The sequence below is a fragment of the Bacillus sp. BK450 genome (assembly GCF_004364885.1).
GTDB classification, from domain to species: domain Bacteria; phylum Bacillota; class Bacilli; order Bacillales; family Bacillaceae; genus Bacillus; species Bacillus safensis.
On the sequence record NZ_SOBQ01000001.1, the window covers coordinates 698,405 to 718,189 of the forward strand.

The window sequence follows — 19,785 nt, forward strand, 5'->3', positions numbered from 1 at the left end:
GACTTTTTTTATTAGTTAAAAACCTAGCGGATGGATGGAAGTAATCTCAGCAATCGCTAATTCGACTGGATTTCCCCCGCCTGCTGTACGAATAATCACAGTATCATCTTTTCGATCCATGATGATTCCTCTATATGTTTTACCATCAGCTTCAATCAGACAAAGAGCTCTTGGCATATTATGAGGCAGTCTTGTGAGAAAATCGACTTTTTCATCAATACTCATCTGACTTAAAGGCTTTTTCACTCGTTTTCTTCTTGGTTCTTCTTTTGTTTCATGAAAAACACCTTCTGGCTGGTTTCCCTCTTCTTCTTGAGGCTCTCGCTTTTGTATGAGCTCTGGTTCTTGTGTGATTTCTTGTTCCTGTGTAAGTTCGGCTTCTTGTGTATCCTCTTGTTCCTGTGTAGCCTCTGCTTCTTGTGTGATCTCTTGTTCTTCTGTAAACTCAGCTTCGTGTGTCATATCTCGTTCTTGTTGAAGTTTAGGCGGCTCGGCTTCTTTTTTATGCTCTATTTCTTGAGCGGCAGGTTCCTCCTGCGTGCTTTCTTTGATCACATCTTTTACATTGGTCTCACTTTCTGGCTGTTTTTCTGATTTCTTTCGCTTTCTCACAATATTTTGCATGGCCGGCTTTGATTCTTGATAGCTCGGCTGAACAATATACATCAGCGGCTTTTGATTCTCATCACCTTTATTTGACATACTAATCCCTCCCGAATGATTCATTCCTTATATATATGAACGGAGGCCTCAAATCAGAAGAAAAATAAAAAACAGCATACCCTTCATCGGTATGCTGCAAGTCATGTATTCGTTTAGCGGGCAATGATATGGAAGCCGGAATCAACATGCAGATTCTCACCTGTCATGCCGCGAGATAGATCACTGAATAAGAATAGAGCTGTATCGCCAACTTCTTCAGGAGTTGTTGTACGGCGGAGCGGTGCACGCTCTTCAATATCCTTCAGAATGGTATTAAAGCCGCTGATGCCCTTTGCAGATAACGTACGAATTGGACCAGCAGAAATACTGTTCACGCGGATACCCTCTGCGCCTAAATCAGCTGCTAAATATTTCACACTTGCTTCAAGTGATGCTTTCGCTACACCCATTACGTTGTAGTTTGATACAACACGCTCTCCGCCGAGGTATGTAAGCGTCACAATGCTTCCACCCTCTGTCATCAATGGACGTGCTGCTTTTGCTACAGCAGTTAATGAGTATGCACTAATGTTGTGCGCCAAAAGGAAACCTTCACGGTTCGTGTTCAAGTATTCTCCAACAAGCTCTTCCTTGTTTGCAAATGCAATGGCATGCGCAACGCCATGAATGACTTGTACTTTTTCTTTAATTGCAGCGAAACATTTTTCGATTTCTTCGTCACTTGTCACGTCACATGGAAGAATGATAGAATCATCACGCTCAAGTGTGCTTGCCAGCTCTTTTACCGATTCAGCAAGACGATCTCCAACATAAGTAAAAATCAAACGAGCTCCAGCTTCATGAAGTGAGCGGGCAATTCCCCAAGCGATGCTTCGTTTATTGGCAACACCCATAACCACGATATTACGGCCTTCTAAAGAAAAGTTCATATGTAATAAAGCCTCCTATTTTTTCAAGACATAGTATTAGTACCTGATCATAATATTATCACAGATCATAAGAGAATGACAATTTTCGCTGAAAGAAAGTTTCATTTTTGCGAAAAAACCGTCTTCATAAGTGAAGACGGTTCGATTTCTTTATCGTTTGATTCTGTTTTGCTGATAAGCAAAATGGTTCGTAGGCCCGTGTCCAGATCCAATACGCAAAGGGAATTTAATGGCTTCATGAACAAAGGTTTCTGCTGTTTCAAAGGCTTCCTTCATCGAATATCCTTTCGCAATTTCAGCTGTTAATGCTGCTGCAAACGTGCAGCCTGTGCCATGTGTATGCGGTGTATCAATATGTTCATTTGTGACTTCAATAAAGCCTTTTCCATCATACAGCAGGTCTGTAATCATCCCATCAGATGGACCATGGCCGCCTTTAATCACGACATGTTTCGTACCTAGCTCATAAAGGTGCTCCGCTGCCACATAGCGGTCCTTTTTCGTCTGAATTTGTATCCCTGTCAGTACTTCTGCCTCAGGAAGATTCGGCGTTACAGCATAGCTGACAGGCAGCAAGTGTGTTTTCATCGCAGCGACCGCATCTTCATTTAATAAAGAGGCCCCTCCTTTTGCGATCATGACTGGATCTACAATCAGCTTCATATCATATTGAACCGTTTTTTCAGCTACAATCTTGATCATGTCTGCACTCCACAGCATCCCTGTTTTGACGGCATCTGGCGGTAAGTCTTCTGCCACTGCATCTATTTGACGCTCTAACGCCTCAATTGAAAGCGGGTATATCCCATGAACACCTAGTGTGTTTTGCGCAGTAATCGCTGTGATCGCAGACATTCCGTACACACCGAGCTCCTGAAAAGTTTTCAAATCTGCCTGAATGCCTGCTCCGCCGCCAGAATCAGAACCCGCGATTGTGAATGCTTTTTTGATCGTCATTTCTTCACACCTCTCATTAGCCAATCCATTGATGATAAATGGTTCTTGCTTTGGCAATATCATTCGTACCATGTACAAGCGCTCTGCCATCTTTAAATAAGACAAGCTTAAACTCATCCTTTTGACACGAAAGCAAATATGGATTTTCAAGCACATCCATCCCTGCCCTCTTTAACCGAAGAGCTACTTCATGTAAAGGCGGCGGTGTTTCTGCTGCACTGCGGATTTGTACCGTATTGCGGCCGCATAGTACATCTGCCTTCGCTCTCTTGTCATATGAAAGAAATGGATAGGTCTTTAGTCCACAGCTTGGACATTGCTTCTTCTTTAAAGACGCGGCCGACCGAATGTCAGACCGTTCATTTTTCCATAAATCGAAGGATTTTAATATTGGCGTCACTGGATGTCCTGTTAAATATTTAAGTGCATCTGCCACTTGATATGCGGCCACCTGCTGCACAACTGGACTAATGATACCTGCTGTATCACATGTCATGCCTTGTGCGGGTAAATGTTCAAGCAGACAGTGTAAACACGGCGTCTCACCAGGGATCACAGTGAATTGAATGCCATAACTGGCTACACAGGCCCCATAAAGGAACGGAATTTGATGTTTGACAGCGGCATCATTTGCGATCATTCTTACCTCAAAATTATCCGCTGCATCGACAATGATTGAAGCCTCACTGACAAGTTCGTCAATATTGTGAGCAGTCACATCGATTACGATTCCTTTGATGTGCACGTCACTGTTTACTTGCTTGAGTCTTTTTTCAGCAGCCACAGCTTTTGGCAGCCGATCCTTCACGTCTTGCTCCGTGTAAAGCTGCTGACGCTGAAGGTTGCTCCATTCAATATAATCTCGGTCCAAAATGGTGACAGAACCAACGCCGGCACGAACGAGCATTTCAGCACTTGCGGTTCCAAGTGCCCCCGCTCCAATAATGACCGCCTTTGAGTCATTTAGCTGCTTTTGTCCCTCTGTTCCAATTGGCTGAAAAAGCTCTTGGCGTGAATAACGAGTGCTCAAAATGACGGCATTCCTTCCTGTGGACTGCTCGCTGTCCCATAGTTTTTCAGCGGAATACGTCCTGCCTCATAGCCTAGTCTTCCTGATTCAATCGCCAGTTTCATTGCTTTTGCCATTTTCACAGGATCCTTTGCACCGGACACAGCGGTATTTAGTAATACGGCGTCTGCTCCAAGCTCCATCGCATAAGCTGCATCCTTCGGAGAACCTACGCCAGCATCAATAATGACCGGCACCTTCGCCTGCTCAATAATAAATGAGAGATTCAAAGGATTTAGTAAGCCTTGGCCTGAACCAATCGGTGAAGCACCAGGCATGATAGCATGGACACCGAGTTCTTCTAATTTTCTTGCCAGCACCACATCATCAGATGTATACGGCAGCACGATAAATCCTTCTTCGAGCAGCATTTCAGATGCTTTTAATGTTTCAACTGGATCTGGCAGAAGAGACCTTGAACAGCCAATGACTTCTACCTTGATCATGTCACAAAGCCCAGAAGCCTTTGCTAAACGGGCAATACGCACTGCCTCTTCTGCTGTACTTGCTCCAGCTGTATTCGGAAGCAGCGTATATTTTGATAAATCAAGCTGCTCCAAAAAATTAGGCTGAGATGCTTCGAATATGTTCATTCTTCTGACGGCAAAGGTTAAAATTTCGGCTTCCGATACGTTCACCGCTTCTTTTTGAACCTCAAATGATGGGTACTTTCCTGTTCCGAGTAATAGTCTTGATGTGAATGTTTTTCCGCCAATGTGCAGCATTGGATCATCCTCCTCCTACGAAATGAACGATTTCAATCGTGTCATTTGGTTGAATTTCTACTTGTTGAAACGCTTCTTTATCAATGATTTCATGGTTCTTTTCAACGATCACCACACGGTTTTCAAGCTGATAGGCTGATAGCAGATCATAGATCGTTCCATTCTCTTGATCGAAATCAACGATTCTGCCATTCAATTGAATCTTCATACGAATAGTGCCTCCTTTCGTCCAATACGAAACGCGTGAAGCCATTCCTCTTTGACCGGTTCGTCTAATATCAGGTCACGAATGATTTCTCCAGTAATCGGCGCAAGTAAAATGCCATTCCTGTAATGCCCTGCAGCAAAAAGAATACGCTTGTCTTCTGGATGTCTTCCGATATAAGGATGCCGGTCGTTTGTCGCCGGACGAAGGCCTGCCCAGCACTCTTCAATCGGCATCTCCTTAATAGAAGGCATAAGCTGAGACGCCTTTTGAATCACAGCTTCCATGCCGCCAAGCGTTGGAACTGTCTGCCACTCGTTTGGCTTCATCGTTGCGCCGATGACAAGCTTTCCGCTATCTCGCTGAACGATATAACAATGATCATGATAAATGGTGTGTGCGAGCGCTGGACCGTTATTCCATACAGACACACATTCCCCTTTTACTGGATAAAGAGAATGCGATAATCCGAGCTCTTCAAAAAAACGGCCAGACCATACACCACTTGCGACTGTCAGGTCATCACATGTGAATGCGCCCTTCGTTGTTCTGACAGTTAACGCTTCTTTGTCCCGCTTCACTTCGATCACAGGTGTACACTCTTTCACATCTGCCCCGTACCGGACGGCCGCCTGCCATAAAGCCCTGCATACAGCGTAAGGTTCCACATGCACATCCTCTTCAATCAAACCTGCTCCCAGCATGTGATCTGTAACTTGAGGCATGCATTTTTTTACGCTGCTTGCGTCAAGCCATTTAAATGTAGACAAATGCTGCATCCGGCAAAGGGCTTGTTTCTCTTCTTCTGTAAAGGCGACCTTCATGATACCGCCCGCTGAAGTTCGAATATCAATGCCTGATTCATGCAGAAGATCGACTTTTAATTTTTCGTACAATGCCTGGCTTGCTCTGCCTGCCTGAAAGAAAACATCCTCATGACCCTCTCCTTCAGCATGTGCACCGAGCATCCCGGCAGCCGCACTTGTCGTTTGCTTCCCTATCTCATTCGCTTCAAATAAGACCACCTGTTTTCCTGCTTTTGCAAGGTGATAGGCGATGGAGACCCCTATGATTCCACCACCAATGATTGCAACGTCATAATGCTTTTTCATAAGGATTCTCCTTTACCTTTTCAGAAAATGCTTGTGCCATCATACGCGGCTGATGATGAGCAAAAATCCCAGACATGACAGCAATTCCTTTCACATTTGCTTGTTTCAATTCTGGAACTCGTTCTGGGGTCACCCCGCCGATGGCCACCACTGGAATCGTTAGTGCAGAAGTCAGTTTCTTCACAAGCTGTACACCTCTTGCCTGAAGTCCTGGTTTACAAGAGGTAGCATATATGTGCCCAAACATGACATACTCTGCTCCATTTTTCTCTGCTGCTTTCGCTTCTTCTATCGAATGGACAGATACTCCCGCATGAAGGTGAGGAAATTTTTTTCGCAGTTCTTTTGGCGAAAAGCTGTGGCCCGGGAGATGCACCCTGTGAATATTGGTAAGCAGTGCAACGTCTACACGGTCATTGATCACGAGCTTTTCTTTCGGTACACCTTCTAAAAGGAGATTCTTCACGAGATCAACAAGCTCACTCGCAGTTTTAGACCGTTCACGAATATGAATAAAATCCACTTCAGACGCTATAACTTTTATTTGTTTGATCAGTTCACCCGCAGGAAGGGAATCATTTGTCACTGCGTGGAGTTCCATTTGCACCAACCCCATCTAAGCATGCTGTTTGCCACATTTCTTTTTGATACGCCATCTCCCAAAAGTGATATTCATAATAGCTTGAAATCACGAAATTTTCTTTCATATTGGCCCGTACATGGTCTGGTGCTTTTTCTGCTAGTTCATCAAAGCGGTTCACCTGTTCGAAGACGAGTTCCTTAAACCAATCGCCTCCGTATGTCAAAATCCATTCTTGGTAAATTGGATGGTCAGGTGTTGTTTGTTTCAGCTTTTCACCTACCTCATAATAGAGCCAGTAACACGGTAATAATGCGGCTAAAATCTCTTCAAACCGTCCGCTTTTTACAGATCGGTACATATGAGAGGTATACGCATAAGCAGTGGGAGAAGGCTTAAAGTTCTCAATGGCTTCATCAGAAATTTGCAGAAGCTCTGTAAATTTCCTATGCAGCGACAGCTCTGCTTCATACGTGCCCTGGGCATGATACGCCATTCTGCCCGTCGTATGTAAGTCATCACTTATCGCCGCTCCATATGCCTGCACCTTTGCAAAATGAGTTAAATAATAAGAATCCTGCATCACGTAATAGGTGAAACGATCGAGTGAAAGTGTGCCATCTCCAATCCCTTTGACAAAAGGATGTGTAAAGCTTCCATTCCACCATGTTGCTGCAGCCTCTTTACATTCTGTTGAAAACGTCATGTTCCTCTCCTCCTGTTTTTCCATATAAAAAAGCCACTTTCCGCGTGGAAAGTGGCTTGGAATTTGTAAAAAGCATAGTCAAAAACCGCACCACTTCCCTACGCAGGTATGAACCTGTTCAGGTAATGAGGGTCTAAAAGTCGACACTTTTATCTCAGCCCTTTTAAAGGACTCCCCTAGTGGATCAAATATATGATGTTGTACCTCTATCTTAATCAGGAATTGTTCATTGGTCAAGGGTTCATTGTCATTCTAATTGGGCTCTTAGTCCTGCCACATACTCTCGGGAGCCCGATACAAGCACACGGTCGCCGCTTCTAAGTGTCGTATCGCCATGCGGTACTAAGCTGTCTACCCCTCTAAAAATGCGGACAAATACCAAATCACCGGTGAAAGGAAATTCTCTCAGCATGACATTATGATAACGATGATTGTTCATTTGAATTTGATACAAAGAAGAATCCTCATTTGTTAGCAATCGAATCGCATCAGGTGCTTCAATCAAAGCTCTTAGCACCGTTTTAGATGACAGGAAAGTAGAAAACGTATCAATTCCCGCTTCCTTCAATATCAGCTCTGCCTCTGCTTTGTTGACACTTGCAATGACTTGTTTTGAACCTTCTTCTTTTGCAAATAAAGCAATTTCCTTATTTTTCGTCTCACTGCCTGTTGCGACGACAAGGACATCCTCTTGACCGACGCCTGCCTTTCTCAGCGTCTCATCGTCGTATTGTTCAATTGATTCGACTTCAAAGATAGAGTCTGCCAGCAGTGCTTCCTTATTTTCTTGAAAAACATGCAAAATCCGAATGTCATATTCATCCTGATGTAAATCAAGTGTGACAGGTAAGGTCAGCTGATTTGCTCCAATAAAGGTCACACGCTTCTTATGGCTTGCCGCTTGTTCTTTTTTAAACAGCGCTTTAAACCAAACAGGTGTTAAAATGCTCGTTAGCACAGCAACTAAAATCAGCGCTCCTGACATTTTATGATCAATGACACCGAGCCGCTCACCAATCGTCGCAGCTGCAATGACGAGAGATAAAGTTGAAGTTAATAAAAAGCCGGAGCCAATGACCTTTTTCATATCATACCATTTTTTCAGATAAAGAATCGGGATTAGCTTACTCATAAGCAGCGCAATAAACAGAAGCGGAATCATGATCATGATGTTTGGGTCCTTAAACAGTGCCCATATATTCAGATCCACTCCGACCATCACAAAAAAAATCGGGATTAAAAATCCGTAGCCAAATGAGTCCAGCTGCTGAACGAGTTCTTTATTTGGTGAAAGAAGGGACACAAGCACGCCAGCTAAAAACGCCCCTAGAATATTTTCAGCCCCGAGTGATTCAGATAAGGCAACTAAGACTATAATGAGAGTAAAGATTGCCCTTGTCCCAATTTGCACGGTTCCTTTAGACATCGACTGAAAAATTGACTTTGTCTTAAATACGCGGCCAAATAAATAAAGAAGAATGCCTGCAGCAAATAATAAGAGCAGGAGCCACATGTTCCCTGTTCCATCTCCATAAATGGAGGAAAACACAGCAAGCAAAATCATCGTGACCAAATCGGCAATGACAGCTACAAGCAGAATGATTTGACCGATATTCGTTTGCATCAACTTTTCCTCTTTTAAGGTTGGCACCACTACGCCTAATGAAATGGTAGAGATAATGAGCGTCATTAAAAAGGCATTTTGGATAAACCCTGCGAGTACAAACGCATAGGACAGGATAAAGGAAATACAAAATACCCCAAGAAAAATCATGGTGGCTGCTTTAAATGTATTTGGTTCTTTTAAACCATTTGGAAGTTCTCGTGCTTTCTTCTTTGACTCAAAAGAAGAAAAATCTATTTCAAGTCCACTTAAAAACATCAGAAAAATAAAACCGAGCATGGATAATGTATCTAACCACGCATCATGTTCGACAACCAGTTGAAGACCGCTTTTCCCAATGATGAGCCCCATGATGATTTCAGCTACAACGACCGGAATGGTCAGCTTAAATCGGTGCAATAAAATAGGGGTGAAAAAGGCGACAATTATAACGACAACGAGTGATGAAACAGATGTATGCTCCATTGGCTAAAGCCTCCTAACATTCATGTTTAATTTTTTAAGTCTTACGTTAAAGCATTGATTCTAACAATTGCCCAAATGAAATGAAAGCCATTCGTTATATTTTCTAAAATTCAAACTTCTTTATATCCGATGAATGGATGAAAAAATCAGGAGGAAACCTTATGAAATTCGATATTATTGGTGATATCCATGGCTGCTACGAAGAGCTGCTTACCCTCATACACAAACTAGGATACGAACTCAAACATGGATTACCCGTCCATCCTGATAAGAGAACGCTGGCCCTTGTTGGTGATCTAACAGATCGTGGACCTCGGTCAGTAGACGTCATGCGATTTGTCATTCATGCCTATTCACACGGCGCAATCCGTTATGTACCTGGCAACCACTGCTTTAAGCTTTATCGCTACTTAAAAGGAAATCCCGTCAAATTGCTTCATGGCATCGAAACCACAGTGCACGAAATAAAAAAACTGCCAATCCATGAACAAAACAAATTGTCACATGAATTTAAGCAGTTATTCGAGAAGGCTCCGCTTTATGATGTACTCATTCCTGATGAGCTGATCATTGCACACGCAGCGATGAAGGAAAAGGATATTGGAAAAAAGCCGAATAAACAAATGCGGTCCTATTTATTATTTGGTGCCGTCACAGGAGAAACATGGCCAGATGGGCGGCCTGTTCGCAAGGACTGGGCAAAGGAATATCACGGAAAACCGTGGATTGTGTATGGCCATACACCAGTGAAAGAACCTCGATTCGTTGGCAGAACGGTCAATATTGATACAGGCTGCGTATTTGGCAACAAGCTGTCTGCCCTCACATACCCTGAGCTTAAAACGGTCTCCGTTCCTTCATCCATGCCTTATGACGATTCTAGATTTCAGCATTTCACATCATAAAAAAACCCGGCCCTGCGCTGCAGGTGACCGGGTTTCTCTATGTTAAAAAAGCAATGATTTCATATCATCAGGAAGCGGGGCTGAAAATGTCATTTGCTCACCTGTCATCGGATGAGGAAACGCAAGGGTTTCACTATGCAGTGCCTGCCGGTCTATCCGCTCGGTCGTTCCGCCATACAGCGTATCTCCGATGAGCGGATGCCCAAGAAATTGCATATGAACACGAATTTGATGTGTTCTCCCGGTTTCAAGTGAGAGAGACACATCCGACATGTTCAACTCAGCGATTACCGCTCGCACGGAATAATGCGTTACTGCCTCCTGCCCAGCATCATCAACCATCCGCTCGATAATACTATCCCCTTTCCGGGCAATTTTTGCAGCGATCGTTCCATGTTTTTCTGTGATCATGCCATGTGTAAAGGCTCTGTATGTTCGTTTAACCGCTCCACTTTTTTGCGCCTTTGATAAAAGGCTATGGGCAAACCGATGCTTCGCCACAAGCATGACACCAGATGTATCACGATCAAGACGGTTTACCAAATGAACCGTATGCCTAACAGACTGCTTGGCATAATGATGCAGTAATCCATTCGCAATACTGTGCTCAGGGTGCTCCCGAGAAGGGATCGAAGGAATATACGGCCTTTTATTCAGCACAAGGACATGCTCGTCCTCAAATATAATATCAAGTGGAATCGGTGCAGGCTTCAGCCCTTCACTCACTTTTTCCTCGGGAAATAAAATGGTGAGTCTGTCCCCTTCATGCAGCTCGCACTTCACGGTAACATGCTCTCCATTAATGAGGAGGTCACCGCCATCAAACTTAATATCCGTCAGCATTCTTTTCGAAATACCAAGATCAATTAAATATTCCTTTAAAAGCAGCCCTTCTTCTTTGGCTGTTATGGTTTTGTTTAACGTAAAGTATTCCAGCGGGAACAACCTCTTTCTTATTCTCCTTTTCCGATAAAGGAATCTTGCACCCTTTTCCAAAACGGAAACGGTCTAAATCTGGCAAAACGGACATTCTCGTCTGCCACCCGGCATTGAATGGATTTGACGTCTTTATGAAGCAGTGTCAAATGATCAATGGTCACCTGAAAATCGACATCATTCCTCGGTTTAATCACACAAGTATGATGGTCAGGCAAAATAAGCGGTGAACCGACCGTCCGAAACACTCGGTTGTTGATTGAAGCCATTTCCGCCAGCTGAATGGCTCTAATGGAAGGATGAATAATGGCGCCACCCAGTGCCTTATTATAGGCCGTACTGCCAGATGGTGTAGACAAACAAAGGCCGTCACCTCTAAATGTTTCAAACAGCTGGCCTCTAATTTCAACATCTGCCACAAGTGTCCCTTCCATGCTTTTAATCGTACATTCATTCATTGCTAAATATTTCTCTTCTCTGCCGCCGTCGTTGTATCTGACAATGACTTCTAAGATCGGATATTCCACAATATGATAAGGCGTTTTCGCAATGGCTAAGACGAGTTTTTCAATTTCACTCGGCACCCAGTCAGCATAGAAGCCAAGATGACCTGTATGAACACCGACAAAAGCTGTTTCATTTAGACGGTCGCTATAACGGTGAAACGCATAAAGAAGGGTGCCGTCTCCACCAACCGTAATGACAAGATCCGGTTCCTCTTCATTTAGTTCCATCCCAAAATCCAATAAGTAGGTCTGAATTTTACTTTTGAGCGTGTCAGATACAGAATTCCCTTTTGAAGAAACTGCAAATTTCATGAATTCTTCTCCTTTTTCACCTTGCTGCTATGAGAGGGCAGCATCATATTTGATCAAACTGGCTCAGCTGTCGTTTTTCTTTTTCCGGGAAAATGCCACTTGTGCTTCTTGAATTTCCCCTCTGATTTCGGACATTTCTTCATCGAGACGAGATGCTGCCTCAGATGCTCTTTGAAGGCGCAGCTTGACCTTCTCCGGGATATTCCCGCTATATTTATAATTCAGAGAATGCTCAATGGTCGCCCAAAAATTCATCGCAAGCGTACGAATTTGGATTTCGACGAGGAGCTGTTTCTCTCCACTTACGGTTTGCAGCGGATATAACACAACAAGGTGGTAAGAGCGGTATCCGCTTTCTTTATGTTCTGCAATATAGTCGCGTTTATCTACAACCACAAAATCTTTACGTGACTGGAGCATTTTTTTCACGACTTGTATATCTTCTACAAACTGGCACATAATGCGAAGCCCAGCAATATCCTGCATCGTTTCAATCTCATGCATCGGGATGTTTTTACGCTTTGCCTTTTCTAATATGCTGGCAACGGGTTTCACTCGGCCTGTGACAAATTCTACTGGTGAATGGTCATCCTCGAATTCATACAGCTTTCGAATGCCTTTTAGTTTCACTTTTAATTCTTCGACTGCTTGTTTATACGGTGCGAGGAATTGATCCCATTGTTTTTTGTCCATGAAACTTCCCCCAATTCCATATACCTAATTATTTCAGAGGAATGTGCTTTTCACTTTCTCTTCCATATCTCCGTAATTGGCATTGTCTTTAATATTGTCGATTAAATAATGTAATTCCTGTTGAAGCTGAATGAGTTCCAGCGAATATTCATCCGATGCCAAATAGACAGGGATGTCACGATTCATTGCTTCTTTTAATGGAGCCCATGTATGTTCCCCTAAAATAAGATACGAAAAGGACTCCTCGGTTTCAAGTATGTAAACGAACGCAAAGTGATCAGAATCAACAAGCATTTGTCCTGATGCTTTTGCTTTTTGGATTTGCTCTTCTGACTGGATTGTCAAAATCAGCCTGTCTTCTTTTAAAGTTGCTTCTGTGATTTCAATTCTGTTTTGCATCATGATCTCCTTTACAACAAAGTACAGCTTTATTTTATCATATCAAGTTCAATATTGATAAACCGAACTTTTTGAGAAAATCCTGTTTTTCTCTTTTAAATGATCCTTTCCCAAGATTCTTCATTCATTTTGGTCCATACCTAAATTGAAAATAGAGTGAAAAAAACAGTCTTTTACATGGTGAACACACTTCATGTACAATAATCATATTTCTTCTAATGAAAGGTTGATGTCAAAATGGCACAGGAAATTGAAATCGAACTAAAGCAATTATTAATGAAAGAAGAATTTGAACAGCTGAAACAGCATTTTCAATTGAAGGATGCGGATTTCCACACGCAAACCAACTATTATTTTGATACACCTCAATTTGATATAAAATCTCAATTGGCTGCATTAAGAATGAGAGAAAAAAACGGTCAATGGGTGCTCACATTAAAGGAACCTCACGAAATAGGCTTGCTCGAAACCCACCAAACGATCGCTCCCCCTTCTCAACTTGACGATTTTAAGCTGCCAGAAGGTGAAGTTGCGGACAGATTAGACCACCTGAACATTCAAAAGGATCAAATTGTGTACTTTGGTTCACTTGAAACGTCAAGAGCAGAAAAAATGATCCAAGAAGGCTTAATTGTTTTGGATCACAGCCGATATTTAACAGTAGAGGACTATGAACTTGAATTTGAAGTGAGCGACCTGGAAATCGGACAAGCCGCTTTCTCCGCATTGCTCCGCAAATTTCATATTCCAGTACGAAACACGAAAAACAAAGTCGTTCGTTTTTATGAAGAAAAAATGAAAACACAGAATAGATGAATTCCTTGAAGGAGGAACATGATGAACGTCAATCAACTTCAATCCTTTATGCAGCTTCAAGCGCTTAAAACGTTACAGACAGATCCAGCACAAACGCAAATGTCTGCGGGTCAAGAATCGAATGCCCAAGCTTCATTTCAGTCGCTGCTGCAAGATTTTTTAGGCGGATCAGAATTATCACGTCTCCCGCTTTCCATCTCTGCTTTTATGGGCACGGACCCATCAACGGCTCCGAACACGCAATATGCGCGTACAAACCCATATTTATCTGCCACTTCCGGCAGTGATCAGCTTGAGGCTCAATCTTTGTATGCAAATGACAACCAATTAAATACAGCGAATGGCATTGGAAATGTCTTAAACAACAGCTACACGCCGCCGCTTCAAAAGGCTGTCTCCAGCGGCTCATCTTCAAAAGAGATTAATCAAATCGTGTCACAAATGGCTCAAAAGCATGGCGTTCCCGAAAAGCTGATTCACGCGGTCATCAAGCAGGAATCCGGCTACCGCACAAATGCTGTCAGCCATGCAGGTGCGCTTGGACTCATGCAGCTCATGCCATCTACTGCTAAATCACTTGGCGTCAACAATGCTTTTGATGCATCCCAAAACATTGAAGGCGGAACGAAGTATTTAAAACAAATGCTCAATAAATATAACGGGAATATCTCACTCGCATTAGCTGCCTATAATGCAGGCTCAGGAAATGTAGATAAATACGGAGGCATTCCTCCATTTAAAGAAACACAAAATTATGTAAAGAAAATCACAGCTCAATATTTCGCTTAAACCGAAGAGAATAACCTCTTCGGTTTTTTGTATGTCGCTTTTCCCCCTTTTTTGACTGAATGTGTTATGATATGGTCAATTGATCACAGAACCCGATTCTCTCTTTATTTCGAGCAGACCAAAGCGGTTTGTTTGTGGAATTGAGATGAGGTTGTTAAAATAAGTACAAGAATAGAAACAATAAAATAGAACAAACTGAATATCACTTTTGAAATAAATGAAATGCGCAATAGGGTGAGTCATCCTATTAACTACGAGTAAAAGGAGTAGTCAACATGGTACAATCGTTTAACGCACCTTACGAAGCGGTTGGAGAGGAACTTCTATCGCAACTTGTTGATACTTTTTATGAAAATGTAAAGTGTCATCCTTTGCTTCATCCTATTTTCCCGGATGACTTAAAAGAAACAGCAAGAAAACAAAAACAGTTTTTAACGCAATATTTAGGCGGACCACCGCTTTATACAGAAGAGCATGGCCACCCAATGCTGCGGGCGAGACATCTCCCTTTTCCGATTACTGAGGAGCGAGCTGACGCATGGCTTGAATGCATGGAGGATGCAATGGATCAAGTAGGATTAACCGGCGATATTCGTGACTTTTTATTTGAACGGCTTTCTCTGACGGCTCGTCATATGGTCAACCAAACACCTGAAAAGGATGGACGATCTTGAGCTGCAATACGCACGATCAATATTTCTCACACTGTCACGGACATCCTCAAAAGCCGATTGAAATCTATGTATTCATTGATCCTCTAAGCCCAGACTGCTGGTTATTAGAGCCGTCCATTAAAAAGTTGAAAATGAAATATGGCCGTTTTTTCACTTTACGAACGGTAACAAGTTCTAGTATTAATGCTTTGAATCGGAAAAGAAAGAAACATTTACTGACTGAAGCATGGGGGAAATTTGCCACTAAAACGCAGACCAAAAAAGAACAAATGCTGTCTGAACAAATTGTGACATCACCCTACCTCGCCTCACTCGCACTAAAAGCAGCGGAGCTTCAAGGCAGAAAATGCGGAATGAAATTTTTGCGTCTCATTCAAGAATCACTTTTTTGCCATCAGCAAGATGTCACAAGTGAGCAGGTGCTGATAGAAAATGCAAAAAGTGCTGGACTGGACATCGAGGAATTCCAGCGCGACATTCATTCTCAAAGTGCTGTGAAAGCACTGCAATGTGATATGAAAATTGCAGCAGAAATGGACGTATCTGAGCTTCCGACCTTCGCCTTTTTTAATACAGTAAATGGAGACGAAGGATTAAAAATTTCAGGTGCCTACTCTTATGATATTTACGAAGAAATCCTTTTTGAAATGATTGGTGAAAAACCAACACCATCAGAACGGCCTCCAATTGAATGGTTTATTGCTTACTTTCAATTTGCTTCCGCAAAAGAGATAGCCGTTGTCTATGACCTGACGCTTGAAGAAGTTGAACGAGAAATGAAGAAGCTGGCTTTCGCTCAAAAGGTAGAACGTGTCCAAGTGCAGCAAGAAATGTTTTGGCGCTATAAAGAGAATGACCACCATACAGATCTTGATGTCTATCGCTGTGAAAATGAACATGGGTGCTGACCCCATGTTTTTCTTTACCCTCACTAGGAACATTCGTTCTGTTTATAAATACGAAGAAACCGCGCCGGGATAAGCGCGGTTTCACTATGTCTTAACGACAACAAAGGGGATGGGAGAAATTTTTCACGGTCAAACAAAGGGGTAATGTTTGTATGTGATTAATTTCACATCTGTAGTATATCAAATTTTGTCGACTTATGACAACAGATATACTATATGTTCATATTTTTGTCACAAAACATAAGAGGGTTGTCACTTTCATATAGTAAAAGTAACAAAAAAATGGGGGGATCTGCATGCGCAGCACAACTATTGGACTTGTTGCCATTGGCTTATGTTTCTTTTTAAATATATTAGGCTTAATGAAGATGCTTCCTCTTTATTTGACGTCTCCACTCTTATTTGCTTCGATTCTTTTTACGCTTTATCGAATGAATCACCGTAGGACCTTTAGAGGTTTTAAAGGATGATGATTGACATGGAACGGCCTCGACATCTGAAGAGGTCTTTTTTTATGAGAAAAAAACTCCTGTCAAAAGATGAGATAGCACTCACACGTCTGACAGAAGTCTTTTCATTACTCACCTGTTTTGGAGATGAGCTCTTCCATTTCTTTTAGTTTTTCTTCGAACAATTGACATGCTGCTTCGATTGGTTCTTTTGAAGCCATATCAACCCCTGCTTTTTTCAGCACATTGATTGGATAATCAGAGCTTCCTGCTTTAAGGAAATCGGTATAGCGCTCTACCGCTGGTTTTCCTTCTTGTAATATTTGCTTGCTTAATGCCTGCGCCGCGCTATAGCCTGTCGCGTATTGATACACATAATAGTTGTAATAGAAATGAGGGATTCTCGTCCACTCTAATCCGATTTCCTTATCAACCACCATGCCGTCACCAAAGTACTTCTTGTTCAGGTCATAATAAAGGTTCGTCATAAATTCTGGCGTTAAAGCCTCTCCTTCTTGTGCTTTCACATGAATAAGATGCTCAAACTCAGCAAACATCGTTTGTCTAAATACCGTTCCTCTAAATCCTTCTAACAAGTGGTTTAATACATACAAACGCTGTTTTTTATCGTCTAAATGATTAAGCAGGTATTCGCCTAGTAACGCTTCATTTGTAGTGGAAGCCACTTCAGCTACAAAGATACTATAGTTTCCATACGGATATGGCTGGTGCTTTCTTGTATAGTAGCTGTGTACAGAATGCCCAAATTCATGAGCCAGTGTAAACAAATTATCAATATTATTTTGCCAGTTCATGAGGATATATGGATTTGTACCATAGCTCCCAGATGAATAAGCACCGCTTCGTTTCCCTTTATTCTCATAAACGTCTACCCAGCGATTTTCGAGTCCTTCTTTTAACACGGACACATATTCTTCTCCTAATGGGGCTAACCCTTTCAGCATATAATCCTTTGCTTCATCGTAGGTGAGCTTCATGCCAGCATCTTTCACAAGTGGTGTGTACAAGTCGTAATTGTGCACTTCATCAAGCTTTAATACCTTTTTACGTAATTCAATATAACGGTGTAATAACGGTAAATATTGATGAACTGTATCAATTAGATTGTCATACACTTCTTCCGGGATGCTGTTTCTTGATAATGCCGCTTCTCTTGCCGATTTGTAATTTCGTACTTTTGCATAAAAATTATCCTTCTTAATTGAACCGCTCAGTGTAGAAGCAAGTGTATTCTTATACTGATCATACGTTTTATACACAGCTTTAAAGGCATTCTTTCTCACTTCACGATCATCACTATTTAAAAATGTGATAAAGTTGCCGTGGGTAATCTTCTTTTCCTCCCCATTCTCATCCTTTACAGAAGGAAAAGAAATGTCGGCGTTGTTAAACATACTAAAAGTAGTAGATGAAGATGAAAGTGGTTCAGAGGCCTCAGCTAATAAAGCTTCTTGCTCCTCACTTAAAATATGTGGACGCTCTTTATTAATTTCTTCGAGAGCATGTGAGTACAGTTTTAATTCTTCTTTTTCCAGAATAAATTGCTGCAATTTATCTTCTTGAATTGATAAAATCTCTGGAACAATATAAGCAGATGTACTAGACAGCTGTGTAAATAGATTCGAGGCTTTATCATTTAACGCCTGAAAGGATGAGTTCGTTGTATCTTCATCGTATTTCATGTGCGCGTATGTATAAAGCTTGCCAAGCTTTTCAGAAAGTTGATCCTGAAAGGTTAGGGCTTCATACAGGACATCAGCAGAATGGGCCAGCTTGCCTTTAAATTGTGCCAGCTTCGGAATTTCTTTTTTGACCGCTTCGAATTCCTTGTTCCATGCATCGACGCTTTCAAAAATATCTTCAAGGCGCCATTTGTTTTCTTCTTTTACTTCGCTTCTGTCTGGTAGATGATTGTTTTTGTTTTGTGAAGTCATATGAATCCCCCTTGCTTGAGTTGTGTTGAACCAACCTTTCGGAAAGTGAAAGAAATTGGTGTTGTATTTATCTTCTTTGTTTTGAACTATATTTGTCAAATCATATGCAGAAATAAATACCAAACAGACTAAAAAAATGAGAAAAAAGCGTTTCTTTTGATTCAATAGCAGCACCACCTTTTTCTTATCATGATCAAAGTGGTTATGAAACATGCTAATGAAATAAGAAAGCATCTCGTTTTAACACTTCATCTAGTGTTCGTATTGGCATTTGATTCGACGATACTTCATAATTACCCTCTTTCGTCATATGTAAAAACCCTTGTCTTACAAGCGCATTTACATATGCAGTGACCACCTCTTTTATTTCTTCTCTTGAAACATCGCCATATCGGAGTTTCACTTCTTTCATTTGCACACATCGATTGATTTCCATCATTAGCTGCTGAATTGTCACTCTTCCGCTTCCTTTTTTCCTCATCATCCAATCATAGAGACACCCCTGCCAAACATACACGGGACTTGTAAAAATATACGCTTCTTGCACTGGAATAAATAATTCAGTTGGCAAAAAAGGGAATGCTGTTTGATGATGCTCATAAAAAATATTTCTCAAACGTTTGCTTTCATTTGATAAAATGCGAGGAGGACGCAACCTAAATTGCTGTATACATTTAATCCATTGTTGGTTTACTTGACGCTTGCTTGAAGGCGGAGATAGAAATGCCGGAATTTCGCGGTATGCTGAAGGTGGTCTGACAGTCATTGCCGCACATATTTTCGTTGATTGAAACACAAGGATTTGATCAAGATGGATGAACCTATTCTGGATCGGGCAGAAAAAAATCAACCGCCTTTCCTCTGATTCCCTTAAAATTCCCCAATGAATGGAGGAGAAAGAAAAAAGCTGGGCAGATTTTCGGTTTAAACGATTTGCCCCTATCATCCATATGGGAAAGAGCCCTGCCTCGCGGAGACCTGCTGTTCTTCTGCGAAGCTCTTGCCGGGAAATATTTGCACATTGAAATTCGATTGCATAAGTTTCATTTCCTATAGAGACGGTCACATCAGGACGCTGATGAATTTTTGACATATACTTTTCCAGCGCCGGTTTATGTCCAAGCCCCTTCAGCCAATTCATAATAGCTTCCTTTCCCGCCTGATGATAAGCCGTTTCGCCAGAGGCTAACGGACATGCTGTCAGCTGTTTATGCGCAAAATGATAGACACGATGCTCCCCTAGCTTTAATTGCACCTCCTCCCTGCACTCAGGACAATAAAATTTGCACGTCGTTCTTACATGCTCCAGACGGCTTTTCGATAAATGATGTGTCATTCGGATAAGCTTACCGTTATCCATCATTGCTGTATTCATTCAGTTCGCCCCTCGCTCTTTGATGACCGTATT

General features: G+C 42.0%; 22 protein-coding genes and 1 riboswitch. Of the genes, 6 read left to right on the forward strand and 16 right to left on the reverse strand.

The features are described 5' to 3' along the window. Window positions 1-15: 15 nt before the first annotated feature. The 10 genes from EV579_RS03685 to EV579_RS03730 form a co-directional block, all read right to left on the reverse strand. Window positions 16-702 carry a CotO family spore coat protein gene (locus tag EV579_RS03685; RefSeq protein WP_133743987.1) on the reverse strand — a complete coding sequence of 229 codons (687 nt, stop codon included), beginning with the start codon at window positions 700-702 and terminating at the stop codon, window positions 16-18. A gap of 113 nt (window positions 703-815) precedes the next feature. Beyond that, on the reverse strand, window positions 816-1,592 hold the full coding sequence (gene fabI / locus EV579_RS03690) for an enoyl-ACP reductase FabI (RefSeq protein WP_024425017.1): 777 nt from the start codon (window positions 1,590-1,592) through the stop codon (window positions 816-818). Between the two features lie 150 nt (window positions 1,593-1,742). Next, window positions 1,743-2,549, reverse strand: a complete 807-nt coding sequence (thiD, locus tag EV579_RS03695) for a bifunctional hydroxymethylpyrimidine kinase/phosphomethylpyrimidine kinase (protein ID WP_073204745.1) — start codon at window positions 2,547-2,549, stop codon at window positions 1,743-1,745. Window positions 2,550-2,565: 16 nt separating this feature from the next. Continuing rightward, window positions 2,566-3,579 (reverse strand): thiazole biosynthesis adenylyltransferase ThiF, encoded by a 1,014-nt coding sequence (locus tag EV579_RS03700; protein ID WP_073204742.1) that lies wholly within the window; start codon window positions 3,577-3,579, stop codon window positions 2,566-2,568. Then, window positions 3,576-4,343: a thiazole synthase gene (locus EV579_RS03705; RefSeq protein WP_025093416.1), complete on the reverse strand. Its 768-nt coding sequence runs from the start codon at window positions 4,341-4,343 to the stop codon at window positions 3,576-3,578. The genes EV579_RS03700 and EV579_RS03705 overlap by 4 nt, the downstream gene beginning before the upstream one ends. A gap of 4 nt (window positions 4,344-4,347) precedes the next feature. Then, window positions 4,348-4,551, reverse strand: coding sequence for a sulfur carrier protein ThiS (gene thiS, locus EV579_RS03710; protein WP_024426466.1), 204 nt, complete (start codon window positions 4,549-4,551; stop codon window positions 4,348-4,350). After that, complete coding sequence (gene thiO / locus EV579_RS03715) at window positions 4,548-5,660, reverse strand: glycine oxidase ThiO (RefSeq protein WP_073204739.1); 1,113 nt, start codon at window positions 5,658-5,660, stop codon at window positions 4,548-4,550. The genes thiS and thiO overlap by 4 nt, the downstream gene beginning before the upstream one ends. Next, a complete protein-coding gene (tenI, locus tag EV579_RS03720; protein ID WP_073208290.1) occupies window positions 5,644-6,261 on the reverse strand; it encodes a thiazole tautomerase TenI in 618 nt (205 codons plus the stop codon). Before tenI ends, thiO begins: the two co-directional genes overlap by 17 nt. Next, complete coding sequence (gene tenA, locus EV579_RS03725) at window positions 6,236-6,946, reverse strand: thiaminase II (protein ID WP_073204737.1); 711 nt, start codon at window positions 6,944-6,946, stop codon at window positions 6,236-6,238. The genes tenI and tenA overlap by 26 nt, the downstream gene beginning before the upstream one ends. A 78-nt stretch (window positions 6,947-7,024) precedes the next feature. Beyond that, window positions 7,025-7,134: riboswitch (TPP riboswitch) on the reverse strand. Between the two features lie 59 nt (window positions 7,135-7,193). Continuing rightward, a complete protein-coding gene (locus EV579_RS03730; protein WP_073204734.1) occupies window positions 7,194-9,035 on the reverse strand; it encodes a monovalent cation:proton antiporter family protein in 1,842 nt (613 codons plus the stop codon). A gap of 161 nt (window positions 9,036-9,196) precedes the next feature. Here EV579_RS03730 and prpE point away from each other — a divergent pair, with 161 nt between their 5' ends. Continuing rightward, the gene (gene prpE, locus EV579_RS03735; protein ID WP_073204732.1) at window positions 9,197-9,940 is read left to right on the forward strand and encodes a bis(5'-nucleosyl)-tetraphosphatase PrpE; all 744 of its coding nucleotides are present in this window, start codon (window positions 9,197-9,199) and stop codon (window positions 9,938-9,940) included. Between the two features lie 42 nt (window positions 9,941-9,982). Here the strand turns inward: prpE and EV579_RS03740 are convergent, their stop codons facing one another. The 4 genes from EV579_RS03740 to EV579_RS03755 form a co-directional block, all read right to left on the reverse strand. Then, on the reverse strand, window positions 9,983-10,885 hold the full coding sequence (locus EV579_RS03740) for an RluA family pseudouridine synthase (RefSeq protein ID WP_073204729.1): 903 nt from the start codon (window positions 10,883-10,885) through the stop codon (window positions 9,983-9,985). An 8-nt stretch (window positions 10,886-10,893) separates the two neighbouring features. Then, window positions 10,894-11,694: an NAD kinase gene (locus EV579_RS03745; protein ID WP_003211364.1), complete on the reverse strand. Its 801-nt coding sequence runs from the start codon at window positions 11,692-11,694 to the stop codon at window positions 10,894-10,896. Between the two features lie 63 nt (window positions 11,695-11,757). Next, complete coding sequence (gene yjbM / locus EV579_RS03750; RefSeq protein ID WP_024425028.1) at window positions 11,758-12,387, reverse strand: GTP diphosphokinase; 630 nt, start codon at window positions 12,385-12,387, stop codon at window positions 11,758-11,760. Window positions 12,388-12,420: 33 nt separating this feature from the next. Then, window positions 12,421-12,786, reverse strand: a complete 366-nt coding sequence (locus EV579_RS03755) for a UPF0738 family protein (protein ID WP_024425029.1) — start codon at window positions 12,784-12,786, stop codon at window positions 12,421-12,423. Window positions 12,787-13,023: 237 nt separating this feature from the next. On the opposite strand from EV579_RS03755, the gene EV579_RS03760 reads away from it, so the two are divergent. The 5 genes from EV579_RS03760 (at window position 13,024) to EV579_RS18950 (ending at window position 16,443) form a co-directional block, all read left to right on the forward strand. Continuing rightward, window positions 13,024-13,602: a CYTH domain-containing protein gene (locus EV579_RS03760; protein WP_034282049.1), complete on the forward strand. Its 579-nt coding sequence runs from the start codon at window positions 13,024-13,026 to the stop codon at window positions 13,600-13,602. A 21-nt stretch (window positions 13,603-13,623) separates the two neighbouring features. Continuing rightward, window positions 13,624-14,391, forward strand: a complete 768-nt coding sequence (locus tag EV579_RS03765; protein ID WP_024425031.1) for a lytic transglycosylase domain-containing protein — start codon at window positions 13,624-13,626, stop codon at window positions 14,389-14,391. A 275-nt stretch (window positions 14,392-14,666) separates the two neighbouring features. Then, entirely contained in the window at window positions 14,667-15,065 is a 399-nt protein-coding gene (locus EV579_RS03770; protein ID WP_008355333.1) for a globin domain-containing protein, read from the forward strand. Next, window positions 15,062-15,973: a ClpXP adapter SpxH family protein gene (locus EV579_RS03775; protein ID WP_024425033.1), complete on the forward strand. Its 912-nt coding sequence runs from the start codon at window positions 15,062-15,064 to the stop codon at window positions 15,971-15,973. Before EV579_RS03770 ends, EV579_RS03775 begins: the two co-directional genes overlap by 4 nt. A 296-nt stretch (window positions 15,974-16,269) precedes the next feature. Further along, window positions 16,270-16,443 carry a hypothetical protein gene (locus tag EV579_RS18950; RefSeq protein WP_166644684.1) on the forward strand — a complete coding sequence of 58 codons (174 nt, stop codon included), beginning with the start codon at window positions 16,270-16,272 and terminating at the stop codon, window positions 16,441-16,443. A 107-nt stretch (window positions 16,444-16,550) separates the two neighbouring features. Here EV579_RS18950 and pepF read toward each other — a convergent pair whose 3' ends face one another. Beyond that, window positions 16,551-18,377: an oligoendopeptidase F gene (gene pepF, locus EV579_RS03780; protein ID WP_281733681.1), complete on the reverse strand. Its 1,827-nt coding sequence runs from the start codon at window positions 18,375-18,377 to the stop codon at window positions 16,551-16,553. 214 nt (window positions 18,378-18,591) lie between these two features. Beyond that, complete coding sequence (locus EV579_RS03785) at window positions 18,592-19,752, reverse strand: competence protein CoiA (protein WP_133743988.1); 1,161 nt, start codon at window positions 19,750-19,752, stop codon at window positions 18,592-18,594. Window positions 19,753-19,785: the final 33 nt, after the last annotated feature.